The organism is Paenibacillus glycinis, assembly GCF_009909185.1.
GTDB classification, from domain to species: domain Bacteria; phylum Bacillota; class Bacilli; order Paenibacillales; family Paenibacillaceae; genus Paenibacillus_Z; species Paenibacillus_Z glycinis.
In genome coordinates this window covers 1-14,856 of record NZ_JAAAMV010000009.1, presented here as the reverse complement: position 1 = coordinate 14,856, position 14,856 = coordinate 1, and the positions used below count along the sequence as shown (strand labels likewise).

At 60.2% G+C, this 14,856-nt stretch carries 16 protein-coding genes; 6 read left to right on the top strand and 10 right to left on the bottom strand.

Annotation, left to right across the window (positions count from 1 at the left end):
- The first annotated feature begins 33 nt into the window (after positions 1 to 33).
- The 5 genes from GT019_RS12645 to GT019_RS12625 all read left to right on the top strand — a co-directional run bounded on the left by GT019_RS12645 (position 34) and on the right by GT019_RS12625 (position 4,232).
- The gene (locus GT019_RS12645) at positions 34 to 210 is read left to right on the top strand and encodes a hypothetical protein (protein ID WP_161743541.1); all 177 of its coding nucleotides are present in this window, start codon (positions 34 to 36) and stop codon (positions 208 to 210) included.
- Positions 211 to 476: 266 nt separating this feature from the next.
- Positions 477 to 1,523, top strand: a complete 1,047-nt coding sequence (locus GT019_RS12640; protein WP_161743540.1) for a multicopper oxidase domain-containing protein — start codon at positions 477 to 479, stop codon at positions 1,521 to 1,523.
- Between the two features lie 20 nt (positions 1,524 to 1,543).
- Positions 1,544 to 2,743 carry a ZIP family metal transporter gene (locus tag GT019_RS12635; RefSeq protein WP_328803953.1) on the top strand — a complete coding sequence of 400 codons (1,200 nt, stop codon included), beginning with the start codon at positions 1,544 to 1,546 and terminating at the stop codon, positions 2,741 to 2,743.
- A 16-nt stretch (positions 2,744 to 2,759) separates the two neighbouring features.
- Complete coding sequence (gene tatA, locus GT019_RS12630; RefSeq protein WP_161743538.1) at positions 2,760 to 2,942, top strand: twin-arginine translocase TatA/TatE family subunit; 183 nt, start codon at positions 2,760 to 2,762, stop codon at positions 2,940 to 2,942.
- A gap of 300 nt (positions 2,943 to 3,242) precedes the next feature.
- A complete protein-coding gene (locus GT019_RS12625) occupies positions 3,243 to 4,232 on the top strand; it encodes an oxidoreductase (protein ID WP_161743537.1) in 990 nt (329 codons plus the stop codon).
- A 102-nt stretch (positions 4,233 to 4,334) separates the two neighbouring features.
- Here GT019_RS12625 and GT019_RS12620 read toward each other — a convergent pair whose 3' ends face one another.
- From GT019_RS12620 to GT019_RS12575, 10 genes are all read right to left on the bottom strand, one after another.
- Positions 4,335 to 4,664 carry an antibiotic biosynthesis monooxygenase family protein gene (locus GT019_RS12620; protein ID WP_161743536.1) on the bottom strand — a complete coding sequence of 110 codons (330 nt, stop codon included), beginning with the start codon at positions 4,662 to 4,664 and terminating at the stop codon, positions 4,335 to 4,337.
- Between the two features lie 148 nt (positions 4,665 to 4,812).
- Positions 4,813 to 5,577, bottom strand: a complete 765-nt coding sequence (locus tag GT019_RS12615; protein WP_161743535.1) for a helix-turn-helix transcriptional regulator — start codon at positions 5,575 to 5,577, stop codon at positions 4,813 to 4,815.
- A gap of 239 nt (positions 5,578 to 5,816) precedes the next feature.
- Entirely contained in the window at positions 5,817 to 6,791 is a 975-nt protein-coding gene (locus tag GT019_RS12610; protein WP_161743534.1) for an MBOAT family protein, read from the bottom strand.
- Positions 6,788 to 7,228, bottom strand: a complete 441-nt coding sequence (locus GT019_RS12605) for a hypothetical protein (protein ID WP_161743533.1) — start codon at positions 7,226 to 7,228, stop codon at positions 6,788 to 6,790. The genes GT019_RS12610 and GT019_RS12605 overlap by 4 nt, the downstream gene beginning before the upstream one ends.
- Complete coding sequence (locus GT019_RS12600; RefSeq protein WP_161743532.1) at positions 7,225 to 7,770, bottom strand: thiol-disulfide oxidoreductase DCC family protein; 546 nt, start codon at positions 7,768 to 7,770, stop codon at positions 7,225 to 7,227. Before GT019_RS12600 ends, GT019_RS12605 begins: the two co-directional genes overlap by 4 nt.
- Positions 7,771 to 7,956: 186 nt before the next feature.
- Positions 7,957 to 8,841 (bottom strand): aldo/keto reductase, encoded by an 885-nt coding sequence (locus tag GT019_RS12595; RefSeq protein WP_161743531.1) that lies wholly within the window; start codon positions 8,839 to 8,841, stop codon positions 7,957 to 7,959.
- A 14-nt stretch (positions 8,842 to 8,855) separates the two neighbouring features.
- On the bottom strand, positions 8,856 to 9,254 hold the full coding sequence (locus GT019_RS12590; protein ID WP_161743530.1) for a Rieske (2Fe-2S) protein: 399 nt from the start codon (positions 9,252 to 9,254) through the stop codon (positions 8,856 to 8,858).
- 18 nt (positions 9,255 to 9,272) lie between these two features.
- The gene (locus GT019_RS12585; RefSeq protein ID WP_161743529.1) at positions 9,273 to 10,355 is read right to left on the bottom strand and encodes an amidohydrolase family protein; all 1,083 of its coding nucleotides are present in this window, start codon (positions 10,353 to 10,355) and stop codon (positions 9,273 to 9,275) included.
- Between the two features lie 23 nt (positions 10,356 to 10,378).
- Positions 10,379 to 11,044 (bottom strand): MBL fold metallo-hydrolase, encoded by a 666-nt coding sequence (locus GT019_RS12580; protein ID WP_161743528.1) that lies wholly within the window; start codon positions 11,042 to 11,044, stop codon positions 10,379 to 10,381.
- Between the two features lie 302 nt (positions 11,045 to 11,346).
- Complete coding sequence (locus GT019_RS12575) at positions 11,347 to 13,353, bottom strand: copper amine oxidase N-terminal domain-containing protein (RefSeq protein ID WP_161743527.1); 2,007 nt, start codon at positions 13,351 to 13,353, stop codon at positions 11,347 to 11,349.
- 301 nt (positions 13,354 to 13,654) lie between these two features.
- Between GT019_RS12575 and GT019_RS12570 the strand changes: the two genes are divergently transcribed.
- Positions 13,655 to 14,856 (top strand): S-layer homology domain-containing protein (locus GT019_RS12570; protein ID WP_161743526.1); only part of this gene is annotated, 1,202 nt, incomplete at its 3' end.

Below are 14,856 nucleotides of genomic sequence, written 5' to 3'. Positions count from 1 at the left end.
TAATGATAGACCTGATAGAAAGGGGATAGCAGGATGGCTGCGTTATTGAACCGTTTGCGCGGGAAGCTCGTAGTGCTGAAAACATCTTCTTCGGAAGAAATCGGAGGCCGAATCGTCAAAGTGGTCGGCAGAGTCGTCATTCTTCGCACATTGCTTGGCACCCGGATATTCGTGCCGATTCGCAAGGTCATTGCCGTCATTACGCGATAAATAGCCTGCACAACCAAAAAACGTCCAAGCTTGGACGTTTTTGCTTTGCCTCAAAGTCGAATCGCCGCACGGCAATCCCCCGCCGAGCAGAAACCAGAATCGAAAAATTTAGGTTTACAACGAGGGGCACGTAGCATATAGTTAACTTGAAAAAAGTTTTGCTTCAGTGCAACATTTTGTCCCGTGTACAAACATGCTTTTTTTTGCCAATAATGTTGCACTTGGTCAACTAAATTTCCCTCATACAAGAAGGCGGTGTTCTACGAATGGCGTTCGATCCAAAGCGTCCGGTTTCCAGACGGCAAGTTTTGAAATGGGGGGCTGCCAGCGCCCTCGGCGTAATCGGCAGTTCCATGCTTAACCCCGCTTCGTTGTTCACGAGGTCCGCCAGCGCCGCGCAGGATCATGCGGCGCATTCGGGCAATCAGTCGAAAGAACATGAACGGATGGCGCACGGATACGATCCGGGGACCGCAATGACGGACGGATTGAAGCAAGCGATCGAGGCGCTTACGGCATTCGATTACGGCAAGACGAGTACGCGGGCGGACGGGAAAACGGTACGGGACTATCAGCTCGTCGCGATGGATGTCGAAGTCGAGATCGCCAAGGGCATCAAATTCCCGGGCTGGGCTTACAACGGCATCATCCCCGGTCCGACGATCCGGTGCACGGAAGGCGATATCGTCCGGGTCAAGTTCTGGAACGGCTCGACGCATCCGCACTCCATTCATTTCCACGGCATCCATTCTCCGAGGATGGACGGTCTCGAGCCCGTCCGATCCGGCACGGAATTCGTCTACGAGTTCGAAGCCAAGCCGGCCGGCATGCACGTTTACCACTGTCACATCCCTCCGCTCGCGAAGCATATTCACAAAGGACTTTACGGCAATCTGATCATCGATCCGAAGACGCCCCGGAAGCCGGCCAGGGAGTTGAACATGGTGATGAACGGCTACGATCTGGACTTGGACGGCGCGAACGAGGTGTATACCGTGAACGGCTACGCATTCGCCTTTCAAGCGCATCCCATCGCGGTTAAAGTCGGGGAGCTGGTCCGGGTGTACTTAAGCAATCTAACGGAGTTCGATCTTATCAATTCCTTCCATCTGCACGCCAATATTTTCAAGTATTACGAAGTCGGCGCGGACCCCGACGCGCGGCCCGTCATTACGGATACGATCATGCAATGCCAGGGACAGCGCGGCATTCTCGAGATCGTCTTCCCGGAACCGGGCAAATACATGTTCCATGCGCACCAAAGCGAGTTTGCCGAGCTGGGATGGATGGGATTCTTCGAGGCGAAAGTTTAAGGAATGGAGGCGAGGCAACAGTGAACGCGGAAGTCGAACCCGTGCAAGCAAAGCCGAAGAAATCAAAGACCGTTATCTGGTTATGGGGCATCATCCCCTTGGTTCTGCTCGTCGGCATCATCGCTCTCCTCTCGAACCTGGGCACCGGCATCAAGGATAAAGCCGTGGCGCCGATCGAAGCGCTGGACATCCAGCGCATTATCTTGACCGATGAAGGCTTCACGTTGAAGGTGCTGAACACGGGTCCGGAAGCCGTGACGATCGCGCAGGTGGTGGTGAACGACGCGTTTTGGAACGCCGATTTCCATCCTGGCCCGACCGTCGGCAGGTTCGGCGAGACCGAGATCCGGATTCCTTACGGCTGGGTGGAAGCCGATCCTTATTCCATCGTGCTGATCACGACCAACGGGCTGTTGTTCACGGGGGAAGTCCCGCTGGCCGTCATGACGCCCGAGCTTGACCCGAACCGCTTCCTGCAATACGGACTGATCGGCATCTATGTCGGCGTCGTGCCGGTCGGACTGGGCTTGCTGTGGTTTCCGTTCATGCGGCGGTTCTCCGATCGGGGGATTCAAGCCGTGTTGGCGCTGACGGTCGGACTGCTGCTCTTCCTCGCGATCGACACCTTTCAGGAAGGCTTCGAGCTCGGGGCGGCGTCTCCCGGGATCTTCCAGGGCACGAGCCTGGTGTGGCTCGCGGCGCTGCTGAGCTTCCTGTTCCTGCTCGCGGTGGATCAGTCGAACAGCAAGAACGGCGCGGTGTCGGGCAGGGCCGCGGCTTACAAGATCGCGGGCGGGATCGGCCTTCATAATCTGGGAGAAGGCTTGGCGATCGGAGCCGCGTTCGCGGCCGGCAATGCCGCGCTCGGCACCTTCCTGATCATCGGCTTCACCCTGCACAATATCACGGAGGGCGTCGGCATCGCCGCGCCGATGCTGAAGGAGCGGCCCGGCTGGAGGACCTTTCTTGCTTTGGCGGTGCTGGCCGGCGGGCCGGCCATCCTGGGCACTTGGACGGGAGGCTTCCTGTTTAACCCGACGCTCTCGGCGTTGTTCTTCGGCATCGGCGCCGGCGCGATCCTGCAGGTCGTGTACGTCATAAGCAAGATGATGCTGAGGGAAGCCGGCAAATCGGGCTCCCCTGCCGTCTCCTGGTCGAATTTTACCGGTCTTGCGCTCGGCGTGGCGATCATGTACGCGACGGCGATCTTAGTGAACTAACGAGGAGGTTATGTGAATGCCCATGAATATCGGCATTACCGGTTTTGTATTGATTGCCCTGCTTGCGCTGCTGTTATTTGGCCCTTCCAAGCTGCCGCAGCTCGGCAAAGCGATCGGAACGACCATTCGGGAATTTCGCACCGGCACCAAGGAATTGATCGAGCAAGAGGATACGACGAAAGAAAAAGCCGAGAAATAGCGCCTGCCGATTGCCGGCACGCCGAAATGCCGCGTGAACCTCACGCGGCTTTTTCGTCCGCGGCAAGCGCGGCGGCGAGTCGGATCCGCGCACTCGTCCTACATACAACGTTTATCGGCATGCTTCCGCCTCGGGAGATCTTCACGCTGCGTAAATGGTTGTAACCGGTGGCATCCTATTCTTGCGGGCCAACGACATGCGCAATGCGCTTTCGCGCAAGCTTCGCCCAGAGACCCATAGAAACTTCGCATCCTGACCTCTGCCTATTGCTTAAAATGAAATTAAGGAGACTTCGCATCCATGACTACGGCACAACAACCTTTACATTCGGGATTCGGTCCGCAAACGACGGCGCAAGAAGCGCTTGCGGGCCGCGACCTTCAAGGAAAGCTCGCGATCGTGACCGGCGGCCACGGCGGCATCGGACTGGAAACGACGCGCGTCCTTGTAGGCGCGGGCGCCAAAGTCATCGTCGGCGCGCGCGACGTCAAGAAGGCGCAGGACGCGCTCTCCGCCATGAAAGGCGTCGAAGTCCTGCAGCTCGACCTTGCCGATCCCCGGTCCATCGACCGGTTCGCCGCCGAATTTCTGGCGTCCAATCGGGCGCTGGATCTGTTGATCAACAACGCCGGGGTCGCGAATCCTCCGGAGATCCGCGACGCCCGCGGATTCGATACCCAATTCGCGACGAATCATTTAGGACATTTTCAACTGACGGCAAGACTGTGGGAAGCCTTGCTCCGATCCGGCCATGCCCGCGTCATCACCCTTTCTTCCATCGGCCACATGCTGGGGCCGATCGACATGGACGACGTGAATTATACGCGGAGGCCGTACGACAAGGATCTCTCCTACGGCGCATCGAAGACCGCCTGCTCGCTCTTCGCGGTCGAGCTCGACAAACGGGGCGAAGCGCATGGCGTTCGCGCGTTCGCCGTTAACCCCGGCGCGATTCTCACCGGCTTGACGCGCCACCTGAGCGACGAGGAATTGGCCGCTTGGGGCGTTCGCCGCGACGAGAACGGCGCATTTATCGCCCCTGAGGGCTTCAAAACCCCCGAGCAAGGCGCTGCCACGTCCGTATGGTGCGCGACCAGCCCGCTATTGGAAGGGAAAGGCGGCGTGTACTGCGAGAACTGCGACATCGCGGCTATCGTTCCCGCGGACAGCAAGCTCCTCGCGGGCGTACGTTCATGGGCCATCGATCCGGCGGCGGCCGAATCGCTTTGGAACCTCAGCGAAGACCTTCTGGGCATGACGCACGGAGCGATTCCGGAATTCTCGCGATAACCCGATGCCAAGTTTGCACGCGCAATGCCATGCCGGGCTGAAGAAAAGTCCGCTGCGTTCACCTTTGCCGGTGATGCGCAGCGGACTTGTTTTCATGTCCCGCTATGCTTGCGACGGTTCGAAGGTACGGACGACTTCGTACATGCCGGGTTCGAACGTCGCGATGGTCAGGGCCTCCTGCAGATACGGCAGCGGCTTCGGATCGCTTCGCATCGCCTGGTAATCTTCTTCGCTTCTCCACTGCGCGTACATCGTGACTTTCGTCCCGTCCAAGCTTCGATGAAGACTGCAGGACACGAAGCCCGGGGCATGACGGACCGAGACGTCCGTCGCGCTTGCAAGCAGCTCGACGACGCGCTCCTGATTCGCGGGATCGACCGTGAAAACATTGATGAACGTCAAGACGCCAGCATCCATGGCGATAAGGGTCATAACGCGAACTCCTTGTTCGTAGTTTCGCAAATGCGGACAGAGGCGTCATTTGCTCTGCTTATCTTTGGATGGATGCCGCTCCCGTATACATCGCGATCATGCCGAATATCGCCCGTCATGCTGCGCATCAACGCGCCGTCTGCGATTCTTACCCGCCTGCCTTCAGCATGGAAGACAGTCTCTCGCTATCGGCGGCGCTGCCCGGCGTGTACACGACCAGCGTGACTGCCTCCCGCTCTGCGGCATAGAAGGCATTGGACCTTAGATCAATCTCGCCGGATGCCGGGTGCATCATCCGGAATTGATTCTCGTGCAGGCAACGCACATCGTGGCGTTCCCACATTCCCACGAATTCGGCGCTTGTCTTCCCCAGCTCCTCGACGATCTCGCTCACGCAAGGATCTTCCATGCGGCGGGCGTAGGCCGTGCGAAACGCCGCGACCAGCTTGGCGGCCGACGTCTCCCAATCCGCGAACCGGGACCGGAACGCAGGATCGGTGAATAACAGCCACAGCAAGTTCTTGGTGCCGTCTTCCTTGCAAGATAGCTTGAAGCCGCCGAACATCTCGTCCGCTGCGCGATTCCACGAGAGCAGGTTCCAATTGCCGTCGATCGCGTATGCGGGCATCCGGCCGAATTGATTGACGATAAGCTCCAGTTCGGGATCGGATGCCGTCGGTCGATACGCTTCGCTCCCCGTCTCCAGCGGTATATTGCGATTCGCCAGCCTGTACAGATGGACCCGTTCGTCCGGCTGAAGCCGAAGCGTCCGGGCCAGGCTTTCAAGAACGCTGTCCGAGACGCGGATATCCCTCCCCTGCTCCATCGCCGTGTACCAATGCAGCGAGATTCCGGCCAGTGCCGCGACTTCCTCGCGACGCAGCCCCGCGGCGCGGCGGCGGACGCCGGCCATGCCGGGCAGCCCAACCTCCTCCGGCGTCAATCGTTGACGATGTAATCGACCTCCGTCGTCAGACCGTCATCGAGGCTTGCTTGATCTTGATCGCCTTTGATCGCCGCAGCTAAGATTCCGATGACACTTCGGCGGTCAAGCCTCGTCCGCGCGCCGGGAGGCGCGCGCAATCCACGCGCCAAAGAAGCTTCCTGCGCGGAAGCTTCTTTGGCGTTTGCGTCTTTCCTGTCCCCCCTCCGCTACTTGAACCGCGCAACCAGCGGCAGGACGATTTCTTGCAGGAAAGCGGGATGAAACAGCAGCGGCAGGGGCAGGATCAGCCACGTCAGCGTCCACGCCCGGCCCAGTCCCGGCACGGCCGACAGCGGCTTCCCGCTCCGCTCGAGCAGGCTTTCGAACGAGACGGCCGCGCCGTGCAGCAGAAAATAAACCGCCGGCCCGCCGAAGCCCTGCCGGACGGGCAAGCTGATCGCCAGCTCGTGCAGGATGCCCGAGAATGCGAAAGCCGCGAACCGGGCGGCGGTTCGGCCCCATACCAGCGATAGCGGACGGTACGCGCCGATCGCCGTCATGTCCGAGAAGGCCAGGTTCCACCGGCGGCTCCAAAACTCGCCCAGGCTTCTTGACAGGAGCGGATTGCGGAACTGCCGCCGGCAATCGAAGCCGGCCAGCCGCCATAATCCCGCAACGATCGTGAAAAGGCCGAAATGCAGCATCAGGCTCAGTCCCGCAAGCAGCGGCAGCACCGCCATGATCGAGCCGAGGCTCCGCGCGGCTCCGGGTTCCGCCGGCAGCGGGATCCACGGCTGCGCGGCTAGCACGGTCAAGACGAGTCCGGCGGCAAACCGCCAGGCTCCGCTCCGGATATAACCGACCGCATCGCCGTAAGGCGCTGCCGCCCTGCGGGCGAATGCTTCCGGTCTCATGCCGAACCAGAGATGAAAGGCGATCCATCGCCGCCAAGACAAATATCGGCCGGTGCGGCTCGTCCACTCGATGTAGACGACCGATTTCATGCCATACAGCAGCACGCCGATGATAGCCAGCATGCGAACGGTCGCGGGATAACCGGCCGCGGCCATATCCGCGATCGCCACGGCGAGTATCGCGGCCGTCCACGCCAGCAGGCGCTTGAGCCCGAGCGAGCGCAGCCTGGCAACCTGGAAGCCCGCCGCGGGCAACGACGCCAGCAGCCATACGATGCCGGCGATCATCGCGACAGTCCCGCGAAGCCGGCAAATGCGACCCCGCCGTATACGACGGCGAAAAAAGCGAAGCTCGCGACCAGCAGCCATTCCCCGTAACGATAGATCCCGCCGATCGGGAGGCCCCGCTTGTCGAAATAAAAAAACTGGATGCCGAGCCGGCCGGCCCAGTAGCATGCGATGAAGCCGCAGACCGCCGTGGACAGCCGCGACCCGTCCGCCAAGCTCGAAGCCAGCGCGAGGGACAGGCCCGCAAAGAACAGGTTGGTGACGAATATGTAGGCCGCGTACGTCCAGAAGATCTGTCCGAGCAGCGGACGAAGGCGCGTCAGCTGCTCCTTCCACCGCAGGAGCCGCGGAACCGCCAGACTGCCGACGGCCACGCCGAGCTGCAGCATGCCGGCGATTTTGATCCATCCCTCTATCCAGTGCGCCGTTGCCGTCATGCTCCGTCACCTTCCTCGTCTTCGATCAACCTGACTCGCATCTTCCCGTCGGCATGCAGCGTGCATAAGCTCGGTCCGCGGCCGGCGAGACGGTAGCGCCAGCGCGCGATCAGATCGTACACGCCGTCCCGGAGGACAGCCGGCAGCGCGACGGCTCCGTACATCAACGGCCATGGCCCGTCGAGGCTCCGCAGCACGCGAAGCGCGGCCATGGATTTGACGTAAAATTTCCCGCCTTCAATCAGAACGAAGCTGTCAGCATGCAACTCCGGTCCGACCGCTCCGTCCAGCGCCGACTCGGAGGTCCCCGGGCGGCCGGTCAACGGGGCGCTTCCGACTTGTCCGGCTGCGACCTCAATGCTCCCGCCGCTACTTCCTTGCGTCAGCAGGCGTCTCCCGGCCGCCGAGCGAAGCGCGGCAAACCGGAACCTCTCCCTAGCGTCGCGCTTGCAGACGAACCGGGCGATGCGATGACACAGCGGGCAATCTCCGTCGATCAGGATGATGATGGGTTCTTCCGTGCCGGATTTCGATCGTTTCATGACGGCATCCCTCCTTCTTCTACCGTCATTGTAGACCCGGCGGCCGCCGCTGCGCAGTGCCAACTTTCATAGCCGCATGCCGAACAGAGGTACTACGCGAAGTAGTACCTCTTCATTCGATCGGATGGCAGTTCACCCATCCGGCATTATCGCAGACAGGTCGCCGGGGCTTGTAGGAAGCCCGGTTCAGAACCCGTTCGCCGCGTCGTCCGTTTCATAGATCTTCGCGGTCAAGCGCGGGAGCTCCGCGATGTCGAAGGACGGCTCGTACCGGTCGACGAGCGCGACGTTTCGCTGCACTTCGCTCGGCCAGCGCATGCCGACGTTGATGACGCCCACTCTCGAATCGGACAACAGGAATTTCAAGCACACTTCAAACGGATCCGCCGCCTCGAGCCAGCTAGGCTCCAGCCGTTCGAGCAGCCGCTGCAAGATTCCGGACGTCATGGGCCGCATCACGGCGACCCCGACGTTCTTGCGGACGGCGCTGTCCAACAAATGCAGCGAAGCGGACTGATGGATCAGGCTGTAATTGACCTGTACGAGACCGAATTGATCCGACTCGACCAGATCCAGCGCCGAATAGGCGTCTTCCGTCGTCAAGCCGAGCCAGCGCACCTTTCCTTGCTCCCGGAGGGTCAACAAGGCGTCCAGCGGTCCCTCGTTCAGAATATGGTTCGTATCCGCGGCGGAGTACGTGCCGCCGTGAAATTGAATGACGTCGACATAGTCGCTCCGCAGCCGCTTCAGGCTTTCCTCGACGTTCCGGATGACGGCTGCCTTGTCTTGGCCGTGCCCGGCCACCTTCGTGGCCAAGAAGCATTCGTCCCGGCGGGTGCGCATGACCTCTCCGATAATCGATTCGCTGTGGCCGTTGCCGTAGCTCGGGGCCGTGTCGATATAATTGATGCCCGCATCGAGCGCGGCATGGATCGTGCCGATCGCCGTCTGCCTGCCCTCCGCGCTGTAGGGGTCCCAGCCCCTCGCTTTGTTGACCCCCGCGAACACGTACCCGCCGACCGCGAGACGGCTCGCTTTCAGCCCCGTTCTCCCCAGTACCGCGTACTTCATTTCCCCGTCCCCCTCTATACGTGCACGACGATCGAACCGGATTCCACCGTGACGGGATACGTATCCACGCCCGGGGATTCCAGGGCTTCGACCGTCACGTCGTAGGTCTTGACCAAGCATTTATGCGGGTCGAAAACGGACTTGCCGGTCGTAAGGTCGAACTCCCAGCCATGCCACGGGCAGATCAGGATCTCGCCTTCCCGGCCGTAGGCGTATTCGCCCGGCGCCGAGGGCAGGGTCATGCCGGTTACGGTGCCGACGCACAGCGGCGCGCCTTGATGCGGGCAGCTGTTCTTGAGCGCGTAGTACGTATCGTTGACGTTGAATACGCCGATCGGGCGTCCTTCCAGGATCAGCGTTTTTCTCGTTCCCGCCGGAAAATCGGCGACTGCTCCAATCACGTGCTTTCCCATGCCTAGCGCCTCCTTGGCCTATAGCTTGTAAAATTCGAGCGCGTTCTCGTAAAAGATCCGACGGCGCAGCGATTCCGGCAGCTTGGGGAATGCGCGGGTCGGCGAATCGAAATCCCAATGCGGGTAGTCGCTGGAAAACATGAGAATATGCTCGGCGTCCATCATGTCGAAAATTTGCAGCAGATGGTTGTCGTTATCCGGTCTCTCCAGCGGCTGCGAAGTGATCCGCACGTGATCGCGCAAATATTCGCTCGGTTTGCGCTTCAACCAGGGGACCTCGGAACGGAGCGCTTTATACTCCGCGTCGAGCCGCCACATGAGCGGCGCAAGCCACGAGACGCCGCCCTCGACCAGGGCGATCTTGAAGCCCGGAAACCGCTCGAAGACGCCCTCCGTGATAAAGCTCACCAGATGCGACTGAAACCCGAGAGACAGGCAGGTGTGCCACTCGATGTAGTGCGTCGGAAATCCCGGCGACGGCTGCACGTTGATGCCCATCCCGTCGGTGCCGGGGTGAATGGCGAAGGGCAGTCCGAATTTCTCGCAAGCTTCGTAGATCGGATAATATTGCCGCTGTCCGAACGGGGCGCGGGCGCCGGAATCGGTCATGACCTGCACGAAGTGCGGATGTCCCGCCCAACGCTCGATCTCGCGCGCGGCGGCTTGCGGATCCTGCGTGTTTACCGTGATGGAGCCTTTGAATACGCCGTCGGCGTTGTATTTGTCGAGCCACGTGTCCGCGAGCCAGTCGTTAAAGGCGGCCGCGATCGCGGTCCCGAAGTCGGGATCGGGGTGCAGGTTGCAGAAAGCGCGCGGCATCAGGATCGCATAAGCATGGCCGTACTCGTCGATGAGCTGCTTGCGCAGGAGCTCCGGATCGGAGCCGGACGGTCCTCCCTGCGGCGGTCTCGCGTCCACCCGGTCGCCTTGCACGGGATTCCCGAAAAAGCCGCGTCCGCCTCCGTTATAACGGTCGCGCCAAGGCTGCTTCATGTACGAGCGGATCTCCTCCGTGTTGCGCGGGTAAGGATGCACGTCGCAATCGATGATTCCCGTTCGCGCCGACTTTTGTTCGGCTTTCGTTTCCGTCTGCTGTTCCATCCGTCAGTTCGCCTCCGATTCGTTTAAGAGCGCTGATTCAAGAAATAATTGTCGTGCCCGGGAATCACGATATCCGCGATGGCCGCGATGCGGTCGATGGAATGGACGGCCGCTTCCGGATCGGTCGTATTGAAGTAATAGTCGCGCGCGCGGAAGAAATCCCGGGTCATCGCCGCATCGCCGGCCACGACCACCGTCAAGCCCCCGCTATCGAACACGAGCGAGCTGTGTCCCTCCGAATGTCCGGGCGTATGCACGATTTGAATACCGGGCGTCAAGCTATGGTCCACCGGGATCAATCGATCCAATAGCAGGCCTTCGGGGCTGTCCGGCGGCAGCTGCCCGCGGCAGTGATCGATCTCGCGCCGGGCCATGAACCGCCTCGCGTCCGGAAACGCTTCGATGCCGTACCGGTGATCGCCGTGAAAATGCGTCAGGAACACATCGGTGATTTGCTCCGCCTTCAAGCCTGTCCGCTGGTCCAAGACGCGGATCATTTCTTCGGGCGGACAGCTCGGGTCGACGATGATCGTTCGTTCGTTCAGTCTGATCAAGGTGCAGGTGCAGCGGGGCGACCGGTATGCCTTATCGGACGACTCGCCCCAAAACTTGTTGCGGCTTAGGTGCCCGATCGTCAATACGTCCCATCGGATCGTTCCGGCGTTGCCCTTTCCGTCTGTCGGGTCCATTGCTTCAGCTCCCTCGCGATCGATTTCCATGCGCGGCGTGCTCGTCCGCTCCGAGAAAGCGCTTTAGCGATTACGCGCCGCTAGGCGTTTGGCATTCAGCGCCATATGGATGTCGCTGCCTTCCCGGCCAATATGATACCCATTATAAAAGAAAACGCGTCCGACAATAAGAACTGAAATGGAATTCAGTTACTTACTTCAAGGTAACCTAACCGATGCGCCGCGCCAAAATGCAAAACAGCCTCGACCCGTTTCTCAAGCGGGCCGAGGCTGCGCCGGGAATGCGTCCCGCGGCTATTCCTCTATGGGCGAAGCGGCGGCAGCGGCGTGAAGGTCATCGCGATCGGCAGGTTGCTGCCCGATGCGATGGTGAACACGATGTCGACGTCCTCCTCGAGCAGTCCGGTGCGGTACATGACGGCCGCCTGGTCGCTGCTTCGCAGCGCCTGGTTGTTCGCGACCGTCACGAGCTGATTATTGACGAGGAACGCTCCCGTGTACAACCCGCCCCGCGCATTCAGCGCGATCATGGTGCGCGGAGCCACATGCGACAAATGCAAGCGGTAGAGCACGCCGTAATTGCCGCGATTGTACTCCAGCTGCCCCGTCGTCTCGTCGATGCCGTCCAGGATCGTATCGATGCCGCCTTTCTCGCCGAACATGATGCGCTGCGGGGTTGCGCCGAGCACGTCTTCGATAGCGATGGAGCGGTCGGCGTTGTAGAACGTGCCCCTGACATGGACGCCGTCCCGCGGCATCACCGGCAGGTTCTGAAGCTCTGCCTTCGGATCCTTGCCTACGGCAGTGACGACGATGTTGTATAGCAGCTCTTTATCGGAATACGCATCCACGTAGGAGCTGAGCGATTCGCCCGGCTTGATCGGCGTCTTGGCGATCTCGGGCAGGACTTCGATCGTCTCGCCGGGACGGATCGTCGACCACTGCGGCGCGGGATTGCTGGCGAGCGAGGTCAGATAACGGGACGTGGACAGCTTGCCGGCCAGCTCCGGCGATGCCGTCGGTCCGCCCATGCCCGCGGCGCTCTTGTTGTAGTTGACCGAGGAATTCCCCATGTTGGTCGCCAGCAGATGGATCGTGACGGGATAACCGATCTTATTGACGTTATGGAACATGAACCGGACCTTGCCGGTCATCTGGGCATGGTACTCGATGCCTTCTTGAACCAGCGTCTCCGGGCTGTTGCTGCGAATCATCTGGGACGGTTCCGAGACGATCGCGTATTTGTACGAAGGATAATTCAGCACCGCTTGACCGTCGACCGCGTAGATATCACCCGTCGCCGTGAACAGCCGGTCGTACTCGTCCTTCGTGTACAGCACCTCGCTCGTGACCGTGACCGTCTTCGTGACCGTGGACGTCAGGCCGTTCTTGTCCTCGACGGTCAGCGTGACGGCTTTGTCCCCCGGCTCGAAGAATGCCTTGTCGTTCCCCGTGAACGCGCTGCGGACGATGGCGTTCTCGTCGTCGGAGCTCAGATCCGTGTACGTCACGGTCTCGCCGATCCGGTATTGCGGCTTATCCGTGGCGAAATCCGCGACCGGCGGCAGGTTCGGCGGTTTGACCGTCACGGTGACGGAATACGGATCGCTCCAGACGCCGTTGCTGTCCTCCACCTCTCTCGTGACGATATAGATGCCGGCATCGGGAAACACGTCCATCCGGCCGGTCCAGCGTTCGTCCATGAACGGCATGCCCGTCGCGTTCGTCGCATGGTCCACGTACGTGACCAACGTTTGGCCCGCATAGATCTCGGCGGGCTGCACTTCGAAATCCGCCGTCGGTTTCGGAGGGATGACCGCCGTCGACCACTTCAGCGTGATCTGCTTGCCGACGACCGCGATCGTGCTGTCCGCCATCTCCCCCCAGGAGCGAAGCGGTACCATGAGGTAACCGTTCGAGATATACGCCGCGCCGGCAAGCTTGGTTTGGACGCCGTCCCGGGCAGCGAAACCGCTGCCGATCTTGAAGACGAGCCGATGCTTGTCGTTTGCCGCGATGGATTCTTTCTTCGCGGCGTCGTACGAGATCGCATAGCCGTATCGGGCCGCGATGGAGCTGAATGGGATATAAGTTCTGCCTTCCTTGGCCGCGACGGGCTGCGCGGATTGATAGATGACGCCGTTATGGATCATCTTGGCGCTCCCCATCGTCAAGTCGAGCCTATCCGCGGCCGCCGCCGGCTCGAGCGGCGCAAGGCCTTCGGCCGAAGCAGAAGCCGGGTTGGATTCCGTGAGTCCGATGGACAACAAAAACATCGATACGACCAACAACCATTTTGACAATTTCATGCTACGTCTCCTCTGCTCACTCTATTTGCCCCCAACGCGGGAACGCGTCCGTCGGCAGTCTTATCTGGCTACAATGGTAAGTAAGACGATACACTCCTTGTAATAGTTGCGAAATATTGGAAAATTATTTTTAGTCGCGACACAGGATTTGCGAGCTATTTCACTCTTATGCGAATGGACGCTTGCCGCTGCTCGTTTCTTCCAATTCATGGGATCTCATAAAATCGTGGAACCTTTTTCGCGGACGCCCCGTCTATGATGTCGAAATGCACAAACACATTACTCTACGAGGTGACAGAAAATGAAGAAACCGTTCAAAATGATCGCACTCTCCACCGCAGCTCTCATCGCGCTTAGCGTTGCAAGCCAATCGATGGCTTCCGCAGCATCGTTCAAAGATATCGCCAACGTTCCGGGCAAAGACAAAATCATTGCCCTGCAGCATAGCGGCCTGCTGAGCGGCATCAGCCCTTATCAATACGCCCCGTACAGAACGATCACCCAAGCCGAAGGCGTGACGCTGATCGTCAATGCGCTGGGACTGAATTTGGATCTGGTCCGCTTCGCCAAACCGCCGAAAGCTTCCGATTACTTTACGAACGTCAGCAATAACGCCTGGTACTCGAACGCATTCATCGTGGCGCAAGTCAACGGCATGGACCTGCCCAAGAATCTGCTGCCAGGCAAGAAGCTGACTCGCGAAGCATTCACGTACCAACTCATCCATGCGATCGAAGCCAGCGGCCAACTGCCTGCGGTGAAGCCGGTCGTCGTGAAGATCAAAGACCAGGACCGCATTGCCACGAGCTACTCCGGTACGATCCAGCGCGCTTTGAGCTACGGCGTCGTGCATCTGGACAACCACGGGAAGTTCAACCCCAAGCGCGAAGTCTCCCGGGCAGAAGCGGCCGTCGAGATCAGCAACGCGCTGGCCTACTTGAAGGCTCACCATGCGCCTACGGCCCCGTCCGCGCCGCATAACGAGGCGATCACGGGCGAACAAGCCGTGAAGCTGATCAAGCAGGTCGTCGGTCCGAAAGCGAACCTGCAAATCAAGATCGATCCGAACGCCGTCGTGACCCGCGAGTCGTTCACGTACCTGCTCGTCAATACCCTTCAGACAAGCGGCCAACTGCCGAGACTGAACCTCGTTCCGGCGGATATCAAAGACGGCGATAACATCGAAGTCGACCACCAAGGCGCGATCCAAACGGCGCTTGCCCTCGGCTTCGTGAAATTGGATCAAGCCGGCAACTTCAATCCGAAAGCCGGCCTCACCGTTGCCGATGCGACCGCGATCGCGAACCAAGCCACGCAATACCTGAAGGCTCACCAAGCGCCGTCCGCGCCGCATAACGAAGCGATCACGGGCGAACAAGCCGTGCAGCTGATCAAGCAAGTCGTCGGTCCGAAGGCGAACCTGCAGATCAAGATCGATCCGAACGCCGTCGTGACCCGCGAGTCGTTCACGTACCTGCTCGTCAATACCCTTCAGACAAGCGG

What these genes read in the sequence shown, in the direction of transcription:
- GT019_RS12645 (WP_161743541.1), top strand. Translation starts at nt 34, where the DNA reads ATGGCTGCGTTATTGAACCGTTTGCGCGGGAAGCTCGTAGTGCTGAAA.
- GT019_RS12640 (WP_161743540.1), top strand. Translation starts at nt 477, where the DNA reads ATGGCGTTCGATCCAAAGCGTCCGGTTTCCAGACGGCAAGTTTTGAAA.
- tatA (WP_161743538.1), top strand. Translation starts at nt 2,760, where the DNA reads ATGCCCATGAATATCGGCATTACCGGTTTTGTATTGATTGCCCTGCTT.
- GT019_RS12625 (WP_161743537.1), top strand. Translation starts at nt 3,243, where the DNA reads ATGACTACGGCACAACAACCTTTACATTCGGGATTCGGTCCGCAAACG.
- GT019_RS12620 (WP_161743536.1), bottom strand. Translation starts at nt 4,664, where the DNA reads ATGACCCTTATCGCCATGGATGCTGGCGTCTTGACGTTCATCAATGTT.
- GT019_RS12615 (WP_161743535.1), bottom strand. Translation starts at nt 5,577, where the DNA reads ATGGCCGGCGTCCGCCGCCGCGCCGCGGGGCTGCGTCGCGAGGAAGTC.
- GT019_RS12610 (WP_161743534.1), bottom strand. Translation starts at nt 6,791, where the DNA reads ATGATCGCCGGCATCGTATGGCTGCTGGCGTCGTTGCCCGCGGCGGGC.
- GT019_RS12605 (WP_161743533.1), bottom strand. Translation starts at nt 7,228, where the DNA reads ATGACGGCAACGGCGCACTGGATAGAGGGATGGATCAAAATCGCCGGC.
- GT019_RS12600 (WP_161743532.1), bottom strand. Translation starts at nt 7,770, where the DNA reads ATGAAACGATCGAAATCCGGCACGGAAGAACCCATCATCATCCTGATC.
- GT019_RS12595 (WP_161743531.1), bottom strand. Translation starts at nt 8,841, where the DNA reads ATGAAGTACGCGGTACTGGGGAGAACGGGGCTGAAAGCGAGCCGTCTC.
- GT019_RS12590 (WP_161743530.1), bottom strand. Translation starts at nt 9,254, where the DNA reads ATGGGAAAGCACGTGATTGGAGCAGTCGCCGATTTTCCGGCGGGAACG.
- GT019_RS12585 (WP_161743529.1), bottom strand. Translation starts at nt 10,355, where the DNA reads ATGGAACAGCAGACGGAAACGAAAGCCGAACAAAAGTCGGCGCGAACG.
- GT019_RS12580 (WP_161743528.1), bottom strand. Translation starts at nt 11,044, where the DNA reads ATGGACCCGACAGACGGAAAGGGCAACGCCGGAACGATCCGATGGGAC.
- GT019_RS12575 (WP_161743527.1), bottom strand. Translation starts at nt 13,353, where the DNA reads ATGAAATTGTCAAAATGGTTGTTGGTCGTATCGATGTTTTTGTTGTCC.